This window comes from Micromonospora sp. WMMD735 (genome assembly GCF_049178995.1).
Lineage (GTDB): Bacteria > Actinomycetota > Actinomycetes > Mycobacteriales > Micromonosporaceae > Micromonospora > Micromonospora wenchangensis.
Map to the genome: position 1 here is coordinate 2,524,211 of NZ_JBMHMJ010000002.1, position 23,024 is coordinate 2,547,234.

At 72.4% G+C, this 23,024-nt stretch carries 7 protein-coding genes; all 7 read right to left on the bottom strand.

Annotated elements, in window-relative coordinates; all coding sequences use genetic code 11:
* Position 1: 1 nt before the first annotated feature.
* Positions 2–8,707 carry an SDR family NAD(P)-dependent oxidoreductase gene (locus ACN268_RS10760; protein ID WP_421483033.1) on the bottom strand — a complete coding sequence of 2,902 codons (8,706 nt, stop codon included), beginning with the start codon at positions 8,705–8,707 and terminating at the stop codon, positions 2–4.
* A 33-nt stretch (positions 8,708–8,740) separates the two neighbouring features.
* Entirely contained in the window at positions 8,741–14,959 is a 6,219-nt protein-coding gene (locus ACN268_RS10765) for a type I polyketide synthase (RefSeq protein ID WP_421483034.1), read from the bottom strand.
* A 42-nt stretch (positions 14,960–15,001) separates the two neighbouring features.
* Positions 15,002–16,660 carry an NAD(P)/FAD-dependent oxidoreductase gene (locus ACN268_RS10770; protein WP_421483035.1) on the bottom strand — a complete coding sequence of 553 codons (1,659 nt, stop codon included), beginning with the start codon at positions 16,658–16,660 and terminating at the stop codon, positions 15,002–15,004.
* A 33-nt stretch (positions 16,661–16,693) separates the two neighbouring features.
* Complete coding sequence (locus ACN268_RS10775) at positions 16,694–17,977, bottom strand: cation:proton antiporter (RefSeq protein ID WP_421483036.1); 1,284 nt, start codon at positions 17,975–17,977, stop codon at positions 16,694–16,696.
* A complete protein-coding gene (locus ACN268_RS10780; RefSeq protein ID WP_363656088.1) occupies positions 17,974–19,218 on the bottom strand; it encodes an NAD(P)/FAD-dependent oxidoreductase in 1,245 nt (414 codons plus the stop codon). The genes ACN268_RS10775 and ACN268_RS10780 overlap by 4 nt, the downstream gene beginning before the upstream one ends.
* A 206-nt stretch (positions 19,219–19,424) precedes the next feature.
* On the bottom strand, positions 19,425–21,029 hold the full coding sequence (locus ACN268_RS10785) for a radical SAM protein (protein ID WP_421483037.1): 1,605 nt from the start codon (positions 21,027–21,029) through the stop codon (positions 19,425–19,427).
* A gap of 99 nt (positions 21,030–21,128) precedes the next feature.
* Positions 21,129–22,985, bottom strand: coding sequence for an AfsR/SARP family transcriptional regulator (locus tag ACN268_RS10790; RefSeq protein WP_363656084.1), 1,857 nt, complete (start codon positions 22,983–22,985; stop codon positions 21,129–21,131).
* Positions 22,986–23,024: the final 39 nt, after the last annotated feature.

Sequence of the window (23,024 nt, forward strand, 5' to 3'; positions counted from 1 at the left end):
CTCACCCTTCCGTCGCGATGTCGGCGCGGACCGCGCGGACGAGGTCGTCGAGGGACAGCTCGTCGGTGCCGTCCCCGTTGACCGGCTCCAGGTCGCCGGCCGGTTCCGACGCCGCCGTCGGAGCCTCGAGGTGCGCGGCGAGTCGATCCACCGTCGGGTGGTCGAGCGCCACCGTGACCGGAAGCTCCCGGCCGAGTGCATGGGAGAGACGCCGCTGGAGGTCAACTGTCATGATCGAGTCGAGACCGAGGTCCATGAACCCCAGGCCGGTCTCGATCGGTCCCGGCTCACCGAGCACCTCGCCCACCATCCGGCCGATCTCGGCGCGCAGCTCGCCGGCGTCCGTGAGCCGGTCGCGCAGCCAGCCGCGACCGGGTGTGCCGGGCGACTCGGGCAGTGGCTCCGGCGACGGTGCCCGCTCCCGGGATCCACCGACGACGACCAGCCGCTGCGGGCCGCCCGCCAGCACGGCGTCGAGGACCGGCCAGGCCTGTTCGTCGGTGAGGGCGCGCAGACCACGGGCCTGCATCGCGCGCCGCACCGCAGATGTGTCGGCCAGCCCTTCGCGGTACCGGGTGCTCCACGGCCCCCAGCCGATGCTCGTGGCCGGGATTCCGGCCGTTCGCAACACCGTCGCCAGGCCGTCCAGGTAGCCGTTCGCGGCGGCGTAGTTGGCCTGTCCCGCCGACCCGAGCACCGCCGAGGCCGACGAGAAGAGCACGAAGGCGGTCAGCGGCCCGGTGCCGACGGCGGCGGCAAGCTGGGTCGCGCCCTCGGCCTTGGCGGCGAAGACCGACCGGAACGAGTCGGGCGTCAGCGAGGCGAAGGCCCGGTCGTCGGTGCTGCCGGCGAGATGGAAGACGAAGCGCAGCGGCACGTCCCGGCCGGCCTCGCCGACCGCGCGCAGGCAGTCCGCCGGGTCGGTCACGTCCCCGACGACCACCCGGACGGTCGTGCCGTTCGCGGTGAGGTCGTCGATGACCCGCCGCGCGGCCGCGTCGGGCCCGGACCGGGCCATCAGACCGATGTGTCGCACGCCGCGCGCGGCGAGGAACGAGGCGACGCTGAGACCCAGGGCACCGAGGCCGCCGGTGATCAGTGCGGAGCCCACCGGATCCCAGGCGGGCGGCGGGGACGGCAGCTCCACGTCGGTCAGGTTCCGCGCCCGTACGCCGTCCGGCCCGGCAGTGAGCGGTCCGTCGACCGTCTCCACCGGGGCGGCCAGCGCGGCGGTCAGGTGTTCGGGGCGCCAACCGTCCGACGGCACGACGAGGCGCACCTGCCGGTCCGGTTGCTCGGCCCGCAACCCGGCCAGCAGCCCGGCGACCGACTCCACGACGGGCGCACCGGCCGGCATGGCCGGGCCGAGGAAGGTGTATCCGCAGCCCGGTGACAGTCTCTGCAGAGTGCGCGCCACCTCGGCGGCGATGTCGACGGGTGCCGAGCGGTCAGCGGTAAACCGTGCGTCCACCAGCATCGCCGCCTCGGCGGCCCGATCGGCCACCCGCAGGCCGGCCTGCCGAAGCCCGGTCTCGACCCCCGGCGCACCCAGCACCGTGACGCTGTCCGGCAGGGGGCCGGCAGCGGTCACCGGCACCCAGGCGGTACGTCTCACCACCGCCCGGACGCTGAGCGACGCCTCCACCAGCGCCCGCGGCGCGCGCCGGAACCGGAAGTCCTCGATCAGCACCACCGTGCGCCCGTCGCCGTCGGTGAGACGGATGTCGGCCGAACCCACCTGCAACAGCCCGGTGCCGTTGTCGTCCCACCGTGCTCTGACGTGTGCCCAGAGGTCCCCGTCCGCCGGGGGCCGTGCGTGCAGCACGAGACGCGACACCGAAAAGGGGATCGCCAGGCCCGGTTCCTCCCCGTCCGGCTCGCCGCGCACCGCGAAGCAGACGGCGCTCTGCAGGCAGGAGTCGAGCAACCCGGGATGTACGGCGTAGTCGGCGGGGTCCTCCCGCGTGTCGGCCGGCGTGGTGAAACGCACCAGAGCCTCGTCGCCGGTGATCCAGATGTGGTCGATCCAGCGGAAGGACGGCCCGAGGTGGTAACCGAGGACGCGCAGGTGACGATAGAACTGCCCGCCGGTCAACTCCCGTCCGGGGTTCTCCCGCAACCCGTCCGGCAGTGGTCCACCGGTGGCACCCTCGGCCGGCGGCGCGGCGGACACCCGGGCGACCAGGTGTTCCTGCCACCGGCCGGCCTCCTCGTCGACCAGGCTCTGCACGCTGACCCGGCGGCCATCCGGCCCCGACGACTCGATCACCTGCTGCTCGTACCGCTCGCCGTCGTGCAGGACGAGCGCCCGGGGGAAGTGCACGTCGTGCAGCCGTACGGTGTCCCCGCCGGTGGCGAGCGCGGACAGCACGGTGGCCAGTTGGGAGGCGCCCGGCACCGAGACCGTCCCGAAGAGCCGGTGGTCGGTCAGGTGGGCGGGATAGCCTGTGCTGCGGTGGCTTGCGAACACCCGGCCAAGCAGGGCGGGTGAGCGCAGTTCGGCGCCCCACGGAGGTGCGGTCACGCTGCCCGCCGGCTCGTCGGCGGTGGGCCGGGGCCGGGGCTGCGCCCAGAAGGACGTCCGCGCGAAGGGATAGCGTGGCGCGGTGGACCGTTTCGGGGTCCGCGGATGGATGCGGTCCCAGTCGAGCTGCTGTCCGGCCCGGTAGAGTGCGGCCGCTGCGGTCAGCATGGCGGTCCGCGCCGGCACCGCGCGGCGCAGGGAGGACAGGGCACCGCCAGCGGGGACCAGCCCGGCGGTACCGGCGAGGTTCGTGAGCGTACGGTCGGGGCCGATCTCGAGCAGGACATCGACGCCGAGCTCATTCAGGCGTACCAGACCGTCGTGGAAGCGAACCGGCCGGCGCACCTGTTCGCACCAGTACTCCGCGTCCATGACGGTGCCGGTACGCCCGGTCAGGTTGGCCACCAGCGGCAGCTCCCCGGGCATCGTGGTCAGGCCGGTGAGTTCGTCACGGAGCCGGTCGAGGACCGGGTCCATCAGCCGGGAGTGGAAGGCGCGCGAGGTGGTCAGCGGCCGGTGCCGGACGCCCTCGGCGGTCAGGCGTACGACGAGTGCCTCGATCGCCTCGGTGGTACCCGCGACCACCGTCGACTCCGGGCCGTTGACCGCCGCCAGATCCGCGTCGGTGTGCTGGATCCACTCCTCGACCCACTTCTCCGACGCGGCCACCGAGATCATCCGACCGGGCTCGGTGTCCTGCATCAGCGCCGCCCGCCGCGACACGAACGCGCAGGCGTCGGGTAGGTCGAGCACCCCCGCGCAGACCGCCGCCGCGATCTCCCCGACGCTGTGCCCGAGGACGGCCACCGGCCGCACGCCCCAGTGCCGCCACATCTCCACCAGCGACACGGCCAGGGCGACCAGCGCGGGCTGGGTCACCCGCGTCTGGTGCATCACCGCCGCGTCCGTCCCGGCGAACGTCAGTTCGGTGAGACTCGCACCCAGTCGCGGGCGCAACAGGGTGTCGCAGCGGTCGAACGCGTCGCGGAAGACAGGCTCGGTCTCGTAGAGTTCGCGCCCCATCCCGAAGTACTGGCTGCCCTGGCCGGTGAAGAGGAACGCGACACGTGGCGGTTCGGCCGAGCCGCCGACCGGCTCGGCGTCCGAGAGCCCCCTGGCGAGGTCTGCACCGGTGCGTCCGACCGCCGCCCGGCGGTACCGGAAGTGTGCGCGGCCCCGGCCACTCGTCGCTGCCAGCGTGGCCACCTCGTCGTCGGCGGCACCGGCGAGCCGTTCGCGCCACACCGCGGTCGCACGGGCCAGACCGTCAGGGTCGGGTGCCGAGACGGTCACCACACAGGGCCCGCCCGGCCTGAGTGCCACCGTCGGCGGCTCGTCGGGGTCGGCCAGCACCAGGTGTGCGTTGGTCCCGGTGAACCCGAAACCCGAGACACCGGCCACCCGGGGGGCCGACCCGCGCGGCCACGGCGTCTCGGCAGCCACCACCCGGATGTTCGCACCGGCCCAGTCCACGTGCGGGTTCGGCGTCCGGAAGTGCAGGTTCGCCGGGATCCTCCCGTGCCGCAGGGCGAGAAGCACCTTCACGATCCCCGCCATCCCCGCCGCGGACTCGCAGTGCCCGATGTTGCTCTTGATCGAGCCGACGTGCAGCGGCTCGTCCTCGGCGCGGTCGGGGCCGAACGCCCGCCAGGCGGCGGCGATCTCGATCGGGTCGCCCAGTCGCGTCCCGGTGCCGTGCGCCTCCAGGTAGGACACGGCGTTGCCGGGTGTCCCGGCGTCGGCCAGGGCAGCGGCGAGCAGCCGCTCCTGGGCGCTGCCGTTGGGAACGGTGAGGCCCGAAGAGGCGCCGTCGGAGTTCACCGCACTTCCCCGGATCACGGCGAGCACGTCGTCGCCGTCGCGGCGGGCGTCCGCGAGGCGCTTGAGCACGAGGACTCCGCACCCCTCCGCGCGGACGAACCCGTCGGCCGCAGCGTCGAAGGTGCGGCAGCGGCCGTCCACCGAGAGCATGTGTGCCTGGCTCACGGCCACCGACGACGTCGGGTCGAGCAGGATGTTGACGCCGCCGACCAGTGCCGCGTCGGCGTCTCCGCTACGCAGTGCCCGCACCGCCAGGTGCGTGGCCACCAGCGAGGACGAGCAGGCCGAGTCCACCGCGAGCGCCGGGCCGTGCAGGCCGAGGGCGTACGCGAGCCGCCCGGCCGCCGCGTTGAGCGCCGTCCCGGTGCCGTAGTAGGCGTCCACCTCGGCGGGGCCGCCCTGGGCGAGCAGCCGGGCGTAGTCGGCGTAGCTGACACCGACGAAGACACCGGTCGCGGTGTCCCGCAGCGTCGAAGGGTCGATGCCGGCGTCCTCCAACGCGTGCCACGCCGTCTCCATCAGCAGTCGCTGCTGCGGGTCCATGCTGCGCGCCTCACGGGCCGGCACGGCGAAGAAATCGGCGTCGAACAGGTCGATGCCGCTGAGGTAGCCGCCCTGGTCGGTGGTGACCCGCCCGCTGCGCAGCACGGCGCTGCCCCAGCGGTCGTCGGGGACGCCACCGACCGCGTCGATGCCTGCGCTGAGGAGCTCCCAGAGTTGTTCGGCGGAGTCCGCGTGCGGGAAACGGCAGGCCATGCCCACGATCGCGACCGGCTCGGCGACGCCCGTGGACATTCCCACCACCGGGTCGACGGCCGCCGGCGGGGCGGCGGGTGCCGGCCGGGCGGGGGTCGCGGATGTCGCCGGGCGGCCACTGCCGGTCAGGAACGCCGTCAGCTCCGCGACGCTGGGATGGTCGAAGAGCTGGGTCACGTCGACCGGGCGCCCCAGCACCGCGGTGAGCTGCTCGGCGAGGTCCACCGCGTTGATCGAGTCGAGGCCGAGGTCGGCGAAGCCCACGGTCGGGCGGATGTCGGCGGCACCGTCGTATCCGAGCTGCACGGCGAGCAGGCGTGCGACGGTGCCCCGCACCGCCTCGGCGTCCTCGGGTGTCCGGGGCGACGCCGCCCCGTCGGGCACTCCTTTCGCCACCCCGCCGACCTTCGGCGTCCGGGGCTCCGCCCCGGTCTGGTCGGGGCGCACGGGTGCCACGTCGCCGTCGACCAGGTCCGCGAGCAGGCCGGTGCGCTGCCGGGGCAGAATGCGGGCGAGGCGATGCACATCGACCCGGCAGGCGGCCAGGTAACCGGTGGTGTCGGACAGGGCGGCGGTCAGGACGGCCCGTGCCTCGGCCGGTGCCATCGCACCGATGCCGGTACGTTCGGATCGTTCCAGGGTGGCGGCGTCGGCCATGCCGTCACCGTCGAGTGCCCACGGCCCGTACGCCAGACTGGTCGCCGGCAGACCACGTCCCCGGCGGTAGGCCGCGAGCAGGTCGAGCGCGCCGTTCGCGGCCGCGTAGGCGGCGTGGCCCTTCGCGCCCCAGAGCGCCGACACGGACGAGGCGAGCACGAAGAAGTCGAGCGGCCACGCATCGGCGGCCCGGTGCAGGAGCCAGCCGCCACCGGCCTTGGCGACGGCGACGGCAGCGAACGCCCCGGCGTCCAGCTCTGCGGGTCCGGCGGCGGTCACCGTCCCCGCGAGGTGCAGCACACCGCGTACCGGCGGCATCGCGTCGAGCGGCGCGCAGGCGAGCGCCAGGTTCTCGGCGGTGTCGCAGCCGTCGCCGCTGTACCGGGCATCGACGCCCAGCGCGGCCAGGCCGTCGAGAGCGTCGACGGCGGCCCCGGGCAGCGAGGTGCGGGGACGCCTGCCGATGATCAGCAGGTGCCGGGCACCGCGGGCCACCAGTTCGGCGACCAACTGCCTGCCCACCGCGCCGAGCCCTCCGGTGACGACGTATGTGGCGTCCGGGCGCAACTGCGTCACCCCGTGCTGATCGGCGGCAGGCGCCCGGGTCAGCCGCGCGGTCAGCACCGTCCCGGCCCGCACGGCGGCCTGCTCCGGCAGGCTACCGTCGGTGAGCAGGGCGAGCATCGCGCGTACGTCGGCTGCCTGCGGCTCGGCCGGCAGGTCGACGATGCCACCCCAACCGCCCGGGTATTCCAGGCCCAGAGCCGGTGCCAGGCCCTGCAGCAGGCCGTGGTCGGTGGCCTCGGGGCGATCGCCGTCCCCGGTGTCGCGGGCGGCGCGGGTGACGACCCAGGTCAGGCCCCGTCGGTGTGCCGTCACCGCACCGACGGCCGCGACCACTGCGGCGCACCGGGCGGCACCGGTGGACGCGGCCTGCTCCATCGGCGCGGCCGCGGGCACCAGGATTGTCGTGGCGCCGGGCCGCGCCGACCAGAAGTCGTCCCAGCCGCCGCGTGCGGTGGGCAGATCGCCCGTCTCCCAGCCGGGCGGCGCGGCCTGCGCCAGCGGGCCGAGCACGGTGCCGACGACACCGACGGCCGCCGCCTCGCCGACGATCAGCCCGAGCAGCCCGGGGTCGTCGCCGGCCACCACGAGCGGGCCCGGCGGCTCGGGCGGCCCGGTGGGTGCCACCGGCCGCCAGGTGAGGGAGAACAGCGCAGCGGGATCCGCGGCTGTCGCGGGTTCGTAACGCTGGCGCTGCCAGGGGTAGGACGGCAGGTCGACGATGCGGCGGACGGCGGGCGGTTCCTGCGGGCACGGCTCGTCGCGGGCGAGCCGCACGACCACGGGGGTCGGCCGGCCCGCCGCCAGTTCACGCAGGGCCGCCACGGCCGCGGCGGGATCCGCCGCGGCGATCCATGCGCGTTCCGCGAGCCGGGTGCGTCCGGTCGACGCGGTCGACACCAGAGCCGGGTAGTCCGCAGCGGGCAGTGTGGCGAGCCGGGCGACATACCGGGCGGCGAGGTCACGCAGCGCGGATTCGGTCTTCGCCGAGATCTCGAACCCGGCCGGGGCGGGCGCGTCGTCCGGCGGGGCGTCCGGCGGGGCGGGAGCGCCCAGGACGACGTGCGCGTTGGTGCCGCTCATGCCGAACGAGCTGACGCCCGCGTAACGGCCCGCCTCGGGCACCCACCCGGTGAGTTGGGTGGGCACTACGATCCCGGTGTCCGCCAGATCGATCCGCGGATTGAGTGTGCGGAAGTGCACGACCGGCGGGATCATCCGGTGTCGCAGGCTGAGCACCGCCTTGAGCAGCCCCGCGACACCAGCCGCCGACTCGAGGTGGCCGAGGTTGCTCTTGCCGGCACCGACCGGCAACGGTGCCCCGGCGTTACGGCGTCCGAGCGCGACGGCGAGGGCCTCCATCTCGATCGGATCGCCGAGCGCGGTGCCGGTGCCGTGCGTCTCGACGTAGCCGATGTCGGCCGGGGTGAGCCGCGCGTCGGCCAGCGCGTCCTCGATGAGTCGCACCTGTGAGAGCACGTTGGGCACCGTGAAGCCACCCGACCGGCCGTCCTGGTTGACCGCCGAGCCGTGGATGACCGCGTGGACGCGGTCACCGTCGCGCAGCGCCGCGTCGAGCGGCTTGAGCACCACCACGCCGCAGCCCTCGCCGCGGGTGAAACCGTTCGCGGCGGCGTCGAAGGTCTTACAGCGGCCGTCCGGCGCCAGCGACCGGGTCTCGAGCACCAGCCGCATCGACTGCGGCGACAGGATGAGGTTCACCCCGCCCGCCAGGGCTACGTCACACTCACCGCGCCGCAGGCCCTGCATCGCCAGGTGCAGGGCGACCAGCGACGAGGAGCAGGCCGTGTCGACCGCCAGCGTGGGCCCGGTCAGCCCCAGCGTGTAGGCGATGCGTCCGGCCGCGAAGTTGTGTCCGTTGCCCGTGGTCCAGAACGAGTCCGGCTCGCCGGCCTGCCAGTCGCGGTAGTCCTGCCACATGATGCCCAGGTAGAGGCCGCCACGCAGGGTGCCGAGCCGGTCGGCGGGCAGTGCCGCGTCCTCCATCGCCTCCCACGCGACCTCCATGAGCAGGCGGTGCTGCGGGTCGAGGTGCCGGGCCTCCCGAGGGCTCAGACCGAAGAAGCCCGCGTCGAACCCGAGCACGTCGTCGAGGAAGGCGCCGCGCCGCGGCAGTGTCTCCCAGTCGGCGGCGAAGCGGCTCCGGCGGGACAGGGGCATCGGGCGCACCAGGTCGCGTCCCTGCGCGAGCGCGTCCCAGTAGCCGGCGAGGTCCACGATTCCGCCGGGCAGCCGGAGGCCGGCACCCACGATCGCCACGGGCTGGTTCTCGTCCCGGGCGGCGAGGCGTGCCTGCAGAGTACGGATCGTGGCCATGGCCCGGCGGAGCGGCCCTCGGTCGGCGGATTCGGTCTCGGCTGTCACGTCGTCCTCCGTGTGGTGTCAGCGGTACGCGGATCAGGCCGGTTCCGGCACCGGGTCGGACGGTGCCGTCAGTTGCTGGCAGAGGGCGCCGGCCAGGGCGTGCGTCGAGCTGTGCGCCCAGAGAGTCGTCGGCGACAGGCGCAGACCGAAGACCGACTCCAGCCGGTTGCGCAGTTCGAGGCTGAGCAGGGAGTCCAGCCCCAACGACTTGAAGGCGGCGTTCGACTCGATGGTGCCCGGGTCCAGGCGCAACACCCGACCGGTCAGTTCACGCACCTTCGCCTCCGCCAACTGCAACCGGCCGTCGCCCGGTGCCCCGTGCAGGCGGGCGAGGAAGTCGCCGTCGGCGACGGCCGGAGCACCGTCGCGCCGCGACAGCTCGTACAGGGTCCGCCAGCTGGGCAGGGCCGCCGTCTCGGGACAGGCGTCGAACCACCGGCGCAGTTCCAGGTCCACGTAGGCGGCGGCCGGCACGTCCTCGTCGAGCAGCGTGGTGAGCATCTCCCACGCCGATCCGGGTTCGACGCCGGCCATGCCCCGGCTGGCCAGCCGGGCGCCACGGCCCTGGTCGGCGGCGGCGAGCCCGATGCCCGCGAACGGTCCCCACTGGATGCTCGTCGCCGGCCGTCCGGAGCGCCGCCGGGCCTCGGCGAAGGCGTCCAGGGCGGCGTTCGCCGCGCTGTAGGCCGCCTGACCGGGGTTGCCGAACAGCCCGGCCACGGAACTAAAGAGGACGAAGAAGTCGAGCGGGTCGTCGCGGGTGAGCGCGTCGAGGTGGCGCGCGCCGTCGAGCTTGACCGCGACCGCGGCGTGCACCTGCCGCTCGGACAGGGTCGCCACGGTGGCATCGGCGAGAACGCCGGCGGCGTGTACGACCCCGCGCAGCGGCAGAAACCGCTCGCGTACGCCGGCCAGTGCCGCGTCGAGAGCCCGTGCGTCGGCGACGTCGCACGAGATGATCTCGACCTGCACGTTCTGGGCACGGAGCCCCTCGATCCGCCGCACCGCCTCGGTGCCCGGTGCCGAGCGGCCGAGCAGCACCAGGGCACCCGCCCCCCGTTCGGCGAGGTGTTCGGCGAACGACAGGCCGAGTTCACCGAGGCCGCCGGTGATCAGGTACTTCCCATCGGCCCGGAACTGGCCGTCGGGCAGGGGCACCGGCGTCACGTCGGTGACGGTGCCGGGATCGGTCAGGGCCAGTTGCTCTCCGCCGCCACGGCTGCGGTCCGGCGTGGTCAGGGCGGCCTGCGCGTACGTCATGGTCCGCACCGGCAGAGTGGGTAGCCGGCCGGCGGCGAGCAGGTCCCACACCAGTTCCAGGGTGCGGGCGAAGCGGTGGGGGTGCCGGTGCAGCAGCTGCCGGACGTCGCAGACGCCCAGGCCCACGCCGGGACGCAACAGGTCAGGGTGATGCACCCGCACGGTGCCGGTACCCAGCACCACGACCTGCCCCTCCGCACCGAGCAGTGTGAGGCTCTCCTCTACCTCCACGTCGGGGTTGGACTGCGGGTGCAGCACCATGTCGACGCCGCGCCCCGCGGTGGCGGTGAGCACCGCCCGGACCCAGTCGGGGTCGCGGGTATCCACGACGTGGTCGGCACCGGCCGCCTTCGCCAGCTCACCGACGGCGGTGTCGCCCACGGTGGCCACCACCTGGGCGCCGCGCAGGCAGGCCAGCGCCACCCCGACGATGGTCGCGCCGTCGGTGCCCGCGTGGATGAGCACGGTGTCGCCGGCCTCCACGCCCCCGAGACGGACCAGGGCGTGCCAGGCCGTCGTGAGCACCAGCGGCAGGACGGCCGCCTCGGCGTCGCTCAGCACGGCGGGCACCGGCCGGGTGTGGTCGGCGCGGACAGTGACCTCGGCGGCCAGCGCACCCAGTGTGCAGGCGACCACCCGGTCCCCCACGGCGACATCGACGATGTCCGGTCCGACGGCTGTGACGACACCCGCACATGAGGTGCCGAGCGCCGTGTCCGGCGTGCCGGTGACGGCACCTCTGAGGCGGGCCTCGTCGTGGTCGTCGACCGCCGCGGCGGTCACCGCCACCGTCACCTCGCCCGGCCCGCACTGACGTCGGTTGTCCGGCACCCAGACCAGCTGTCGTCCGCCAGCGGCCACGGCACCCCGGAAGGGCTGCGGTGGGGTGCCGGCCGGGGGCAGCGCGGGCACGGTCGGCGGCGGTCCGGGCGTGAGCCTCATCCCGAGACGCCGTCCGCCCCGGAGCGCCACCTGATCCTCGGCCGACGGCGCGAGCACCTCGGTCGCGGTCCGCATCGCGGGGGCCGGATCGGCCGGGTCGACGTCGACGAGTCGGGCTTCGAGTTCGCCCTGTTCGCGGCGCAGCACCCGGGTGAAGCCCCAGTAGAGCGCGGCGGCGGGGTCCGGGACGTCAGCGGCGGTCACGGCCTGCGCGCCGACCGTCACCACCGTGAGCCGCGGCGACACTCCCGATGCGGTGCAGGCTGCGGCCAGGCGGGCCAGTTCGGTGAGGCCGCGCTCCTGCGCGCCCGGCCCCGAACAGGCGGGCGGCGCGAGGAAGACGACGCCGTCGAGGTCGTCCGGCACCCGGTCGTCGAGGTCGTGCCGCACCACCTCGACACTGCGCGCCACCATCGCCTCGGCGAGGGCGGTGGCGGTGGTGGACGGGGCCGACCCGGCGCAGATCGCCCAGCGTCCCGCACGGGGTTCCGCGTCGACGTCATCCAGCTCGGTCCAGGCGACGTGGTAGCGACGGAGGTCGTTCGCATTCCCGCCGGGTTCCGGCAGCGGGGTGAAGTGCACGCCGCGCAGGACCATCACCGGGTGCCGCGACCCGTCGAAGATCGTGACGTCGGCGTGGGTCACACCGCGCCTCTCAGCGTACGACCAGAGCTTGTCCGGCCCGTCCGCCGGTGCGTTCAGGATCTCGACCGTGTCGACGGCGACCGGCACCACCGCGGTGTCGCAGTCCTGCTCGCAGGCCGCCAGTGCCACCTGCAGCGCGGCATCGAGCAGGGCCGGATGCGGCGCGCCCCGCAGCGGGATGCCACGCAACCGCTCGGCGAGCACGACCTCGCCCAGGGCCCGCCCGTCAGCTGCCGCGAGCCGGCGGATGCCGCGCAGCGCCGGACCGTACTGCAGGCCGCGCCCGTGCCAGCGCCGGTAGAAGTCGGCGGCGACGTCCGGGTCCGGCTCCGCGAGGTCGTCGGGGAAGGACGGCGCGAGGTACGGCTTGTGACCCCGATCGACCTGAGCGGTGGCCTTCTCCTCCCAGGCCGTGCCGTCCGGCGGCAGCGCGGTCAGCCGGAACCAGGCTCCGCGCGTGCAGTCGCGCCAGCGGACAGCGACTTCGACGGGCGTCTCACCGAGCGCCACCGCGCCGCGGAACTCCACCCCTCTGATCCGGCCCGGCGCCGCCTCCCACCGCTGCCAGGCGGAGGCCAGCAGGATCGTCAGCACGGCGGCACCCGGCAGGACCGCCACGCCGTGCACCTGGTGATCGGCGAGCCACGGCACGCCTGTCGAGGAGAGCGTGAACAGGGCGTTCCAGCTGTGCGGATCGTCCGGGGCAGGCCGCAGTGGTGCCGCGAAGCCCTGGGCACCGGCGCGGCCACCAGGTACCTCCACAGGCCAGTACGGTTCCGCCCGCAACGGGTAGCCGGGAACGGGTCGCACATCCGCACCGGACAGACCGCCGAACGGCTCGAGGCCCGCGACATAGGCGGCCGCCATGGCCGCCGCGACGTCATCGGTGGCACCCTGACCGCGCCGCAGCGTCGACAGGACGGCCGGGGTCCGGTCCCGCCGCGCGGCGACCCGCTTGATCGGGGTGGTCAGGATCGGGTGCGGGCTGATCTCGACGATGTGCGTGACACCGTCGTCGAGCAGGTCGCCAACGGCGTCCGCGAACATCACCGGCTGGCGCAGGTTGTCCACCCAGTAACTCGCGTCCAGTTCGGGGCCGGACACCGGCGCCGACCGCACCGTGGACATCATCGCGGCGCGCCCCTGACGCGGCCGGACCCCGTCCAGCGCGTCCAGCAGGTCCGCCCGGAGCTCATCCATCTGCGGGCTGTGCGAGGCGTAGTCGACGTTGACCAGGCGGCAGTACGTGCCCTCCGCCTCCAGCAGTTCCTTGAGCACCAGCACCGACTCCGTGTCGCCGGAGAACACGCACGAGGTGGGGCCGTTGTGCGCGGCCAGCGAGACGCTGCCCTCGAAGCCGTCCAGCGCGGCGTACGCGGACTGCAGGTCGAGGTCGACCATGAGCATCCGACCCCGGCCGCAGGTGCGGGCCGCGATCCGGCTGCGACGGGCCACGACCAGTGCCCCGTCCTCGACGGTCAACGCGCCCGTGACCGTGGCCGCCACTACCTCACCCTGGCTGTGGCCGACCACCACGTCCGGCTGCACGCCGCAGGAGCGCCACAGCTCGGTGAGACCGAGGGCGGTCGCCCACAGGACCGGCTGGAGCATGTCGAGCCGCTCCATCCAGGCCGCGTCGCCGCCCGGAGCGAACACGTCCCGCAGGTCCCAGCCGGTGTGCGGGTGCAGGGCCGCGGCGCACCGGTCGACGGTGTCGCGGAAGACCGGGCTGTCCCGGTACAGCTCACGGCCCATGCCGTCCCACTGCGCGCCCTGGCCGGGATAGACGAAGGCGATCCTGCCCCGCTCGACCGGGCGGCCGGTGACCAGGCCGGGGTCGTCCTGGGCGTCCTCCGCTCGGGTGGCGAGCGCAGCCAGGTTGGCACGCAGCGTCTCCGGCCGGTCGCCGACCAGTGCGGCCCGGACGTCGAAGTGGTCGCGTCGCCAGGCCAGGGTGCCGGCCGTCCGCCGCAGTTCCTCGGTGCTCGCCGGCAGGGCTGCGGCGAGTTCCGCGGCCCTGCGGGTCAGCGACGGCCAGTCCTTCGCGGACAGCACCGTCACCAGGGGCAACCCGTCGGCCACCCGGGTGTCCGGCGCGGGGGTGTCGCCCGGCCGGACCGGGGGTGGGTCCTGCACCACCACGTGGGCGTTGGTGCCGCCCCAGCCGAAGGAACTCACGCCCAGCCGGACCGGACCGGTGGGCAGGGGCAACGGCTCGCGCACCACGTGCACACCGAGCTCGGTGAAGGGGATCGCCGGGTTGAGGCGCTCGGAGTGCAGACTCGGGGGCACGACCCGGTGCCGTAGTACGAGCAACAGCTTGATCAGCCCGGCGAGCCCGGCGCACGCCTCAAGATGACCGATGTTCGTCTTGATCGAGCCGACGTGCAGGGGTTCGGCGTCCGGTCTGCCCAGCAGCCGGCCGAGGTTGCCGACCTCGATCGGATCTCCCCGGTCGGTGCCCGTACCGTGTGCCTCCACGTAGAACGGCGCGAGCCGGGCGGATGTGTCGCTGAGGCCGTAGGCCCGCCGGATGAGATCCTCCTGCCCCTGCGGGCTGGGCGTGACCAGGCTTTCGCCGCCGCCGTCGTTGTTCACCACGGTACGCGTGACGACCCCGTGGATCCGGTCACCGTCGGCAAGCGCCTGATCGAGGGTCTTGAGGTACAGCGCGACGACCCCCTCTCCCCGTACGAAGCCGTTGGCCCGGTCCGAGAACGTGGCACAGCGGCCGTCGGGCGACAGCGCGCCGAAGTGGGTGAGTCCGACGGTGACGTACGGATCGAGGATGAGGTTGACCCCGGCGACCAGCGCCGAGCTGATCTCGCCCGCGCGCAGCGCCTGCCCGGCCAGGTGCAGCGCCACCAGCGACGAGGAGCAGCCGGTCTCGACGGTCATGCTCGGCCCACGCAGCTTCAGGAAGTACGACACCCGGGCGGCGATCACGTCCAACGCGTTGCCGACCAGGCTGTGCGGGGTCGGCGACGCGCTACTGCGGCGGCGTACCAGTTCGTAGTCGTGCCAGGATGCGCCGACGTAGACCCCGGTGCGCGATCCGGCGAGGCTCGCGGCCGGCGTGCCGGCGTCCTCGAGGACCCGCCAGGCGATCTCCAACAGCAGGCGCTGCTGCGGGTCGATGGCGGCCGCCTCCCGCGGCGAGACGCCGAAGAAGGCCGCGTCGAACTGCTCCACACCGTCGATGAAGCCACCGACGGTCTGAACGGCGCGCTCGGGGTCGAGGGCGGCACTGGCGTCCCACCGCCGCGCCGGCACCGGGCCGATGGCGTCGGCGCCGTCGATCAGCAGCGTCCACAGACTGTCGATGTCGGATGCGCCGGGGAACCGGCCGGCCATGCCTACGACGGCCAGCGGGGCCTCGTCACCCGAGGGCCGGGGTGCGTTCATACGATGCCTCCATTGCTGCGGGTCGGCCGTGCCGGGGGTGCGCTACTCGCCACCGCGCAGACGCATCCGGACGAGACCCCTGCTGGCGTTGATCATTCGGGGGCCGATCTCCGGCGGTGCCTCCCGCCGGCACCACACCGCGTTGCGCGCCATCTTGACGGGTGTCATGTTGAAGCAGCGGGTGTCGCGTTCGCCGAAGGCGAAGGAGGGTGCGATGAAGTCGGCGGCGCCGATGTGGCCGAGGATCGCGGCGGCTGCCTCACCCGGCTTGGTGGTGCCCCGCTCGACGGCCTCGCACAGCTCACGGGCGAGGACGCCCATCCGGTTAAAGCCCGCGCTGACCGGCAGCGGCGAGCCGGGGCTGTCGCTGTTCTCCAGGTCGAGAAAGACCCCTTCGTCGCCGGTACGCAGATAGCGGTAGTACGCGTCCTCGAGCATGACGTTGCCGAGCATCGTGCCGAGCATCCAGGTGCGGTTGACGGCGTTCCACAACTCGTAGTCGCGGAATCCGACGAAGGAGGCGTAGACCAGGTCGTCGTGGAAGTCGAACAGGCCCTGCTGGAGCGCCTCCAGGTAGGCGAAGCGCTCGGTCGACCAGTCGCCGTCCCGGGTGGCCGCGATCAACCGCCAGGCCAGGGCGTTGACCAGTTCCATGGTGTTGGTCAGGCCGCGCGAGTACAGGGCGTCGATGAAACCGGCCGCGTGCGAGGTGAGGCAGAACCGGTCGCCGACGACCTGCTTGGCCGAGTACTGCAACCGTCCGGTGCTCACCCAGGGTCGTACGGCGGCCGCGCCGCGGAACTGGTGGGCGATCTCCGGGAAGCGCGCCAGGAAGTCGTCGAACTCCTCCTGCCCCGACCGGCCGTCCCTGGGATACATCCGGGGGTCCAGTGTCAGACCGACGCTGCACAGCGGGTTGAGTGAGCTCGGGTGGTTGTCGAAGGGGATCACCCAGAGCCACCCGCCGTCGAAGACGTGGTGCAGGGTGCCGTGGTGCCAGGGGCTGGGGTTCTTGTGCTGCCGTGCCGCCGGAGAATCGTCGAACGGTGTCACGCCGACCATGTGCGTGAAGATCGTCCGGCTGTGGGTACGGGCCCGCGTCGGCGTCTCGCGGAGGTTGAAGGCGTCGGCGAGCGGTGACCGGAAGCCGCTGCCGTCGACGATGTAGCTCGCCCGGAACTCGTCGCCGGTGGTGCTGTGCAGCACGGCCCCGCTGTCCGGGTCGATCTCGATCCTCTCGATCCGGGTGCCCAGGCGGGGTGTCGCGCCCTTGGCGACCGCCAGGTTGAACAGGTACGAGTCGACATCCTGCCGGAACAGGTGCGTCTCGGTCCGGATCGCCGACGGGACGACCAGTTGGTTGATTTCCGAGGGATCCTGCGGCTGCCCTTCCCGGTGGTAGACGAAGCCGAAGTTCTGCTTCTGTCCGCAGTACCGTGAGACCTTGTTCTGGATGCCCTTGAAGCTGGACAGCGCCTTGAGTTCGGGCAGGTCGTACCGCTGCGCGATCAGCCGGGTCATGCCGGAGGTGTAGGGGATCGTCGACTCTCCCACGGCGAACCGGGGATGGACGCCCGCGTCGATCAGCAGGACCCGTACCCCGTGGCGGGCAAGCACCGCACCGAGCATGCCTCCGGCCATGCCTGCACCCAGGATGGCCACGTCGTAGGTGTCTCGCCTGCCTGCGGTGTGCTTCTGCATCGGTGCGTTCCTCCGGTCTGGGGTGGACTTCGGTCAGCCGGTGTGGCCGGCCGCTCGGGACAACGGCGGGGGTGCGGATGCGGTCGGCATCCCGGCGCTGAGTTCGACGGGCCTGCGGTAGACCAGGGCCAGGAGCGGCCCGGTCATCGCCGTGGTGACCAGCGCCATCACCACCATCAGCGAGTAGAGGCCGTCGTCGAGCAGACCGAGTTGGAGCCCGACGCCAAGGATGATCAGTTCGGTCAGGCCGCGGGTGTTCATGAGCACCGCCAGTGCCGCGGACGGGCGCACGGCCAGGCGTTGGGAGCGTGCGCCGAGGTAGGCGCCGGCGAACTTGCCGGCCACGGCGACGATCAGGATCGCGCTCAGCTCGGCGAGCTGGGTGGTGCCGAAGTCGCTCAGGTCGACCGCCAGGCCGGCCACGACGAAGTAGACCGGCAGCAGCAGCCCGGTGATCCGCCCGAGGTGGCGCAGCAGGCCGTCACGCAGTCCCCGGCCCCCCTGCCGGGGTATGACCAGACCGAACATGAACGCACCGAACAGGTAGTGCAGACCCATCACCTCGGTGGCCGCTCCGCTCAGCAGCGCGCCGATCGCCACCACCCCGAAGCGCACCGGCGACAGCTCCCGCTCGGTGTCGTCGTCCGGCGCGGACGCCACCAGGTAGCGGCGGGCCAGCGGGCGGACGACGAACGCCAGGAAGGCGGCGAACGGCACGATCAGCGAGACGCGCCAGTGCTGGCCCGCGCCGCCGACCAACGCCTGCACCCCCGCGAGCCCGGTCCAGGCGGCCACGTCGACGATCGCGGCCACGGCGAGCGCCATCCCGCCGAGGGCCGTCGCCGCCAGCCCCCGGTCGCTGAGGATGCGGGCCAGCACGGGAAAGGCCGTGACCGAGACGGCCAGGCCGACGAAGATCACATAGCCGAGCCGATCGGCCGTGCGGTGGCTGGACAGGACGGACAGGGCGAGGCCGATGCCGAGCACGAACGGCACGACCATCGAGCCCAGGGCGCACAACGTCGTGGCCCTGGCCCGGCCCCGCAGGACGTGGTGCTCGACCTCCACCCCGACGCCGAACATGAACAACAGCACACCCAGGCCCGCCATCGCCGCCAACAGCGACCGGATGCCGTCGGGAAAGAGCACGGCCGACAGCCGACCCCCGAACAGGGTGGGGCCGAGCAGGATGCCCGCGAGGATCTCGCCCACAACCGGCGGTTGGCGTACCAGGACGGCCAGCCGGCCGAGCCCCTGGGCGAGCAGCAGGATCAGCGCGAGGTCGACGAAGAGAAGCTGCGCCTGGGTGCTGGTCATCGTGCCGTTTCGCTGGCGACGGCGATCAGGTCGCTGAGATCGATGTGGAACAGGGGATGCTTGCCGCTCATGCCCGAGATCAGCGTGACGAAGTCAGCCGAAGGCTTGTTCTTGTGCTCGGGGTCGACCATTTCCTGGGCCAGGCTGTGATAGAACTCCTTGTACTTGCTGCGGTCGTAGAAACGCTCCACGAACGATCTGATTTCGTCGAAGAAACCAGAATATGCGGTCGCGTACCGGTCGAGTGCCTTCTCTTCGATCTCGGGATGCTCGATGACCTGGTGGAGGATCTTCGCGAGCGTGCTGCCAGCAAGCGTCGCGAGCGCGACACCGGTCGAGAAGAGAGGGTCGACGAAGGCTGCGGCGTCGCCGACGAGCACCCATCCGTCGCCGTAGAAACGGTCGCTGTGGTACGACCAGTCGCGGGCCGTCCGGAATCCCGCCGAGCGCCGGCCGGGGGCGAGCATCTTCTTCAGCTTCGTGGTGCGCTCGCACTGCTCGCGGAATATCTGCTCAAGCTTCTGGTCGCCCTCGCCCACCAGCGAGGCGCGGGTCACGTACCCGACGCTGATCGTGCCTTTGTCGATCGGGATGCCCCAGAACCAGCCCTCGTCGAGGCCCTCGATGAGGATGTTGGTGTATTCGTCGCCGGGCAGCCGCTCACAGTTGTCGAAGTAGGTCCAGACCGCGACGTTGCGCAGTTCGTCGTGCCACTTGACCCCGGTCCGACGCCGGCCGATGACCCGCGCCTGCCCGGAGGCGTCGACGACCAGCTGCGCCCGGGCCTCACAGAGCCCGTCGGTGCCGCGCAGCGCGTACCGGACGCCGGTGACCCGACCGTCGACGTCGATGGTCTCGCGCACGGTGGCGTCCTCGACGACAAAGGCGCCGAGCTCACGGGCCCGGTCGAGGATGAGCGCGTCGAGGTCGGCCCGGCGCGTGTGGTAGGCGTACTCGTGCCCGCCCTCGATGAACGAGAACTGCCACGGCACCTGCTCGTTGCCCCAGATGAGGCTGCCCCCGTACTTGCGCTCGAAGCCGCGCGCGTCCATCCGCTCGGTCAGCCCGAGCTCCTGCATCGGGCGCATGAAGGCGGGGATCAGGGACTCGCCGACGTGGTAGCGGGGGAACCGCTCGCGGTCGAGGACCAGGACGCTGCGGCCGGATTTGGCGAGCAGACCCGCCGTGGTCGCACCGGCCGGGCCGCCGCCGATGACGATGACGTCGAATTCGTCGGGCACACCGAATAGCTGGGAGGACATCGAGACCGACCTTCCTGATGGCGAACAGGTCGGGCGCGGATTCCGTCTTCGATCCACGTCCGTCTCTATTCTCGGTGCGGTTGCTGCCTTCCCTCTGGACACCGTCTGGAGGATTTCTGGGGTTGCCGCGACCACGAAAAGCAGTGGGCGCCGGCGGTCGCCGGCGCCCACTGCTTTTCGTGACTCTATATGGCCTCGCGGCACAGGGTCCGAGAATCGTCTGCACGCTCGATCCCGAGCGCGTGCAGTTTGTCGAGTTCACCGTTGACGACCGCGGCTGCCTGGCCGGCGTCGGGGTAGTCCACCGGCGCCATAACCATCCGTTCGACGCACTTCTCCGCGCGGATGTTGGTGAGCCGGTCGCGGTGCGGCATGAGCCAGTGCTGGAAGGCGTGCTGCCACAGGTGCAGGACAGCCGTCTCGCTGCCGTGCCGCACCCGGTCGAGGGTTTCCTTCTGCAGCCGGGTGGCCTCGGCGCTGTCCATTCCGATATGCGACCAGGCGGCCGTGGGATCGGTAGGGTCGTGCGAGACGATCTGCAACTCCTCACGGTCCTGCCAGAGTGGCATCGTCTCGTCGGTGATCGAGAACTTGCTGAGCGCGAAGTGACCCACGTACTCGTCGACCAGGAAGTCGCTGGTGTGGGCGAACGCCTCGGGCGTCTCGCCGGGGTAGCCGACGATGAAGAAGACGTAGTAGCCGATGTCGCTCTGGCTGAGCAGCTCACCGGCGCGCCGGTTCTGTTTCACGCTCACCCGCTTGCTCATCCGCTTGAGCGTCTCGTCGTTCATCGACTCGAAGCCGATGTGCAGCTGGCGGCACCGCGACCGGGTCAGGTTCTCCACCAGTTCCGGGGAGTTGATCGTGTTGGCCCGGCTGAAGCCCTCCCAGGGCGGTGTCTCCGCGTCCGGCAGCAGCTCCAGCAACCGGCGCATACGGGTCGGTGGAACGGTGAAGGTCGAGTCCATCGCCGAGATCATCTTGGCGTCGTTGTGTCGACCGTACGCGGCCCAGTCGTGCACGATCTTCTCGGCGGACTTGTACCGCCACTTCGGCGAGGCGGCCGGGAACGAACAGAACTTGCAGTCGAACGGGCAGCCGCGCATCGACTCGAACGGCACGATCGGCGCGGAGCCGGCGACCGTCGGGGACGGGAAGCGCTCCAGATCCACGTACTCGACGGCATTGATCCTGATCCGCGGTCCGTCACGCCACACCAGGTTGGGGATGCCGTCGAGGGGCGCTACCGCCTGCATGGCATCGAGCAGCCGGGGCAGGCTCTCCTCGGCGTCGCCGCGCACCACGGCGAAGACCTCGGGATGGTCGCGCATCACCGGCATGAACTTCAGGTTGGTGTACTGGCCGCCCATCACCACGGGGGTGTCCGGGACGTGCTTGGCGATCCAGTCCAATGCCGTCGCCACGATCCCGTCGTTCCAGATGAACGTCGAGGAGAGCAGGACCACGTCGATGTCGCCCGAGGGCGGGCGCACCTGTGAGGTCCACACCTCCTCCAGCGGTACCCGCTCGAACTCGTGGCCACTGGAGGCGAGGATGGAGGTGAGGGTGACCGACGTCAGGTGGGGCACCGAGTCGGGACGGGGACGCAGCAGCGCGTACCTGCGGCCGCCCTTGTCGAAAGCCAACTGGTTCACGTCCAGGTCGGGCTTGCCGGCCAGCTCCAGCACCCGGGTCGCCTGCGGGCCGCGGACGCGATCGAGCAGCGACCCCGACAGGTACCCCGAGTTCAGATTGGCGGGGCCGAGCCCACTCATGAGCAAGACACGCATGTTCCGCCACTCCCGTCCGTGCAGGTCCCGTGTTGGCCTCATCAGGCTGACACCGGCGTCTGTAGGGCCTATGGTTTCGCTCTGGATCGCCGTGGCCGATCATGACGCCCGCCCGTGTCCCGCGTCCCCCGCGCATTCCCGGGCGTAGACGGCCACCAGGTTGTTGAGCTGGTACTCCCCGGGGCCGGCTTCCTCGATCAGGCGGTTGTCCGCCAGGACGGCCAGCTGCTGCTGCACGTGGTGCCGGGGAGCGCCGGTCAGCGCGGTGGCGAAGGCGGCGGTGATGGTCTCGCGCCGGGCGGCACCCAACGTCCGCAACAGCCGGGCCGCATCGTCCGGTAACGCCTGATAGGAGACATCCAGGGCCGCCCGCAGGCTGGTCGAGGCGTCATCGGCCACGGCCAGCCGGTCCAGTCTGCTGCGCTCGGCCACGTACCGTTCGAGCAGTTCGGCCGGGGGATGGCCGGGATCGGTCGCGAACGCGTCCGCCGCCAGCCGCAACGCGAGCGGAAGGTGCCCGCAGAGGTTGGCCAGTCGCCGGGTCACCGGGCTGTCCGGCCGCATCCGCTCCCACCCGGCCAGGCGCGCCAGCAGCTCGACCGAAACCTCCGGATCCAGCGGCCGCAGGGCCACCCGGTGCGCGCCGTCGCGTGCCACCAGACCGCCGAGCCGGACCCGGCTCGTCACGAGCACACACGACGAGCTACGCGGCAGCAGCGGGCGTACCTGGTTCGCGCTGCGGGCGTCGTCGAGCACGATCAACAGACGCCGCGCGTGCACGAGGCTCTGGTAGTGCGCGATCCGGCCGGCCAGGTCGCCGGGTATGCGGGCGTCCTCCACCCCCAGGCTGCGTAGCAGGAAGAGCAGGCACTCCCCCGGGCCGGCCGGAGCAACTCCGGGGTCGGTCCCACGCAGGTCGACGAAGAGCTGCCCGTCCGGGAAGGCCCCGCCGATCCGCTTGGCGAACTCGAGCGCGAAGGCGGTCTTGCCCACGCCCGGCGGTCCGTCGACGACCGCCAGCCGGACCGCGCCCGATCCCCCGTCCGGCCGCAGCAGTTGCCGGCTCAGCAGAGCCAGCTCCTCGTCGCGCCCGGCGAACCCCGACGGCACGGCGGGCAGCTGCGCCGGTGGGGCGGGCAGCACCACGGCGACCGGCGTGCTCCGCTGGACAGCCGGAACGCCCAACGTCGGATCGCTGACCAGGATACGGCGGTACACCTCGCGCAACTCGGGGCTCGGATCGATGCCGAGTTCCTCGCTGAGGAGCTGGCAGGTCTCCCGGTACACCCGCAACGCATGCGCCTGCCGGCCCGACCGGTAGAGGCTGACCATCAGTGACCCGCGGAGCCGCTCACGTAGCGGATCCTCGCCGATCGCCTCGGTCAACCAGCCGACCGCCTCGGTGTGGCGGCCGGCATCGAGCAGGCAGGCGGCGTGGTCCTCCGCCGCGGTCAGGCGCAGGTCCCGCAACCGGCTGCGTTCCAGCGCCGCGAACGGGCCCGGAACGCCGCCGAACGCCTCGCCGCGCCAGAGCTTGAGCGCGCTCTCGAACATCTCCACCGCGCCGGCCACGTCGCCGCCGCTGCGCAACTGCCGGGCCTGGGCGACCATCTGGGCGAAGAGCGCGGCGTCGACCGCCCGCGCGTCGGTGTGCAGCGAGTAGCCGCCGACCGCCGAGATCAGCACCGCACCGGTCTGCCGACGGCTGCGGCCGGGTTCCAGGGCACGGCGCAGGCCGGCCACGTACGTGTGCACGCCGTTGGCCGCGGTCTGCGGAATGTCGGTTCCCCAGACCGCGTCCGCGATCTGCTCGACGCCGACCACCTCACCGACCCGGCTGGCCAGCAGACCGAGCACGGCGCGCTGTTTGGGTGGCCCGAGAGGGACCGCCTGGCCGTCCCGCCAGGCGCGCACCGGGCCGAGCAGCTCGAAGTGAATGTTCATTCCCGTGGACATGTGCGGTCACCTCTTGACGACGGTGTACGGCCGACGGCT

Coding starts and splice junctions, on each gene's coding strand:
- ACN268_RS10765 (WP_421483034.1), bottom strand. CDS start 14,959: ATGAACGCACCCCGGCCCTCGGGTGACGAGGCCCCGCTGGCCGTCGTA.
- ACN268_RS10770 (WP_421483035.1), bottom strand. CDS start 16,660: ATGCAGAAGCACACCGCAGGCAGGCGAGACACCTACGACGTGGCCATC.
- ACN268_RS10775 (WP_421483036.1), bottom strand. CDS start 17,977: ATGACCAGCACCCAGGCGCAGCTTCTCTTCGTCGACCTCGCGCTGATC.
- ACN268_RS10785 (WP_421483037.1), bottom strand. CDS start 21,029: ATGCGTGTCTTGCTCATGAGTGGGCTCGGCCCCGCCAATCTGAACTCG.
- ACN268_RS10790 (WP_363656084.1), bottom strand. CDS start 22,985: ATGTCCACGGGAATGAACATTCACTTCGAGCTGCTCGGCCCGGTGCGC.